Origin of the sequence: Actinopolymorpha sp. B17G11, assembly GCF_040196095.1 — a bacterium.
GTDB lineage: Bacteria > Actinomycetota > Actinomycetes > Propionibacteriales > Actinopolymorphaceae > Thermasporomyces.
Genome location: NZ_JBEFTW010000090.1, coordinates 1 through 2289 on the forward strand (window position 1 = coordinate 1; position 2289 = coordinate 2289).

The following is a 2289-nucleotide window of genomic DNA, read 5'->3' on the forward strand; positions in this document are numbered from 1 at the left end:
CGGTGAAGGGATGCCCGTCCGACCACTTGAGGCCCGGATGCAGCTTGAACGTGTACTCCTTGCCGTCCGCCCCGATCTCCCAGCTGTCGGCAACATTCCCAATGATCTTCTTGAACGTCGGATCCCATCGCACGAGGTTTTCGTAGCCGCAGAGCTGGTACTGGGTGGCGCCGGTGCCGTAGCCGCTCGCCTGGGTCGTCAACCGCCACTGGCCGCCGTACGTGCCCAAACGGTCCAGCGGCTGGACGACCACCGGATCCGGCGGCAGCCGCTTCGACAGCTCCGGAAGCTTGCCTTGCTTGACCAGCTCGGCAAGCATCGGTGCCTCCTTCGGCTTCGGCCCACCGCTGCCACCGCCACCGTCGCCCGAGTTCTTGGGCTGGGTAGAGAGCACGTCACAGCCGGCGGTCACGGCCACCGCCACCACCGCACCACCGGCACGGAGTACATCGCGCCTACTCAGATCAAAGGACATATCTGACTCCTCTCCGCTCACGACACCCCTCGATCCGGTAGCCCGTCCGGGCCGTAGCCGACCCGGGCCTGGCGCATGCGGGAGATCGGTGCGGCTGCCTGTAACACCGGTCTCATCAAGCACCCGAGCGGACGCCCTATGGCCTGGCCGTCTGGAGCGCTCCAAGGTGCCCGGACTCTATGATTGGCCATGAGGCGGTGTCAACGGTTCCGACACGCATACCCGGGAGAGTTCGCCGTCAGCCGACTATGAGATTCGGGAGGTCGTATGGCTGTGACTATCGAGGATGTCGCACGGCGGGCAGGGGTGTCCCGTGGGACCGTGAGCAACGTTCTCAACCGCCCGGAGGTTGTCCTGGAGGCGACCAGGACTCGTGTGCTGGAGGCGATGCATGAGCTCGATTTCATTGCGAGCCAGCCTGCCCGGATGCTCGGCGGACTGCGTAGCCGCAGTATCGGCCTTGTCATGCATGATGTGGGCCATCCGTTCTTCGCGGAGATCGCGCGCGGCGTCGAGGACGTCGCTACCAGCGAGAACTACGTCCTTACCTTGACGAGCACCCGCGACGACGATGAGCGCCAGCGTGCCTCGCTGCGACTTCTGCTCGCCCAGCAGGTGTCGGGGATACTGCTGATCCCGACGGCATCGGGCGCAGACGACCTCCGGCAGGTGCGAGAGCGAGGTGTCGCGGCGGTGCTCTTGGACCATGAGGGTGGAGCCAACGAGTGCTCAGTCGCTGTCGATGACGTCCGCGGTGGGATAGCCGCGACCCAGCATCTGCTCAGCCTGGGTCACCATCGGCTGGCTTTCGTGGGAGGCCCACGCCGGGGCCAGCGGCACTCCGATCGGCTCAACGGTATGCGATCCGCCCTGGCTGCGTCCGGCAAGCAGAGGCGACCGGCAGTTCAGGCCGTCACCGTGCCAGCCGACACGATCGCCTGCGGCGAAGAGGCGGCCAGGACGTTGCTCAGCAACCGTGCGACACGTCGCCTACCCACCGGCATCCTCTGCGGCAATGACCTGCTGGCGGTTGGGATGATACGTGGCCTCACCTCATCTGGGGTGAGCGTTCCTGATGACGTCGCGGTCGTCGGCTACGACGACATCGAGTTGACGACCCTGGTGGGCACACCGATCACCTCGATACGTCAGCCGATGTACGAGATGGGCCGCACCGCCGCCGAGCTGTTGCTCAGTGAGATTCACGAGGAAACCCACACCCACCGCAACGTGCGGTTCGTCCCGGAACTGATCGTCCGCGAATCCACGGCAAGGCCATAAGCGGCCGGGCCGAGGTCCTGACGGCTGCTTGACACAGGGAAGGCCTGACCCTACCTTGAAGTCCGTTGGAGCGCTCCATCGACTGATGGAGTTCGGTATCGGTGTGAGCCTGCGCCAGCGTGAAGGTGTGTCAAGCGGGGAGTTGCGTCATCAGATGCCGAACCGTGGGGCGAGACCGAGACTTCTGATTCACCACACGGACACCGCCACGAGAACGCATTGTCACCGCTGAGGCCAACCGCGGGATGTCCGCACGCAGATTCCGAACGGTCGATCTCGCGGTCCCGCCCAACGTTTGGGATCAGCTGTCAGTCGTTAATTCCTGCTCCCATTAGCCCATGCTCAGTAGGAAGATCGATGAAGGGGCCGCGCCTGGGGCCGGTCAGAACCGAAAGCTGGAGGAGCATTGCCGAGTTGTGATGCTGTCGTGTGTCGGCGACCCGGTGACATCGAGTGCGCGACGCTCGACCTGGCGCGCGTGGGTCCGGGGCAGTTGCTCGTACGGACTCTGATGTCGGGGGTCAGTACGGGTA

The 2289-nt window shown here is 64.7% G+C and carries 2 protein-coding genes; one reads left to right on the forward strand and one right to left on the reverse strand.

What is annotated here, in order from left to right:
* Window positions 1-475, reverse strand: a 475-nt coding sequence (locus ABN028_RS35075) for an ABC transporter substrate-binding protein (RefSeq protein WP_349699650.1), incomplete at its 3' end; no start/stop codon positions are given.
* 267 nt (window positions 476-742) lie between these two features.
* On the opposite strand from ABN028_RS35075, the gene ABN028_RS35080 reads away from it, so the two are divergent.
* Window positions 743-1756 carry a LacI family DNA-binding transcriptional regulator gene (locus tag ABN028_RS35080; RefSeq protein ID WP_349332477.1) on the forward strand — a complete coding sequence of 338 codons (1014 nt, stop codon included), beginning with the start codon at window positions 743-745 and terminating at the stop codon, window positions 1754-1756.
* The last annotated feature ends 533 nt before the right edge of the window (window positions 1757-2289 follow it).

What these genes read in the sequence shown, in the direction of transcription:
- ABN028_RS35080 (WP_349332477.1), top strand. Translation starts at nt 743, where the DNA reads ATGGCTGTGACTATCGAGGATGTCGCACGGCGGGCAGGGGTGTCCCGT.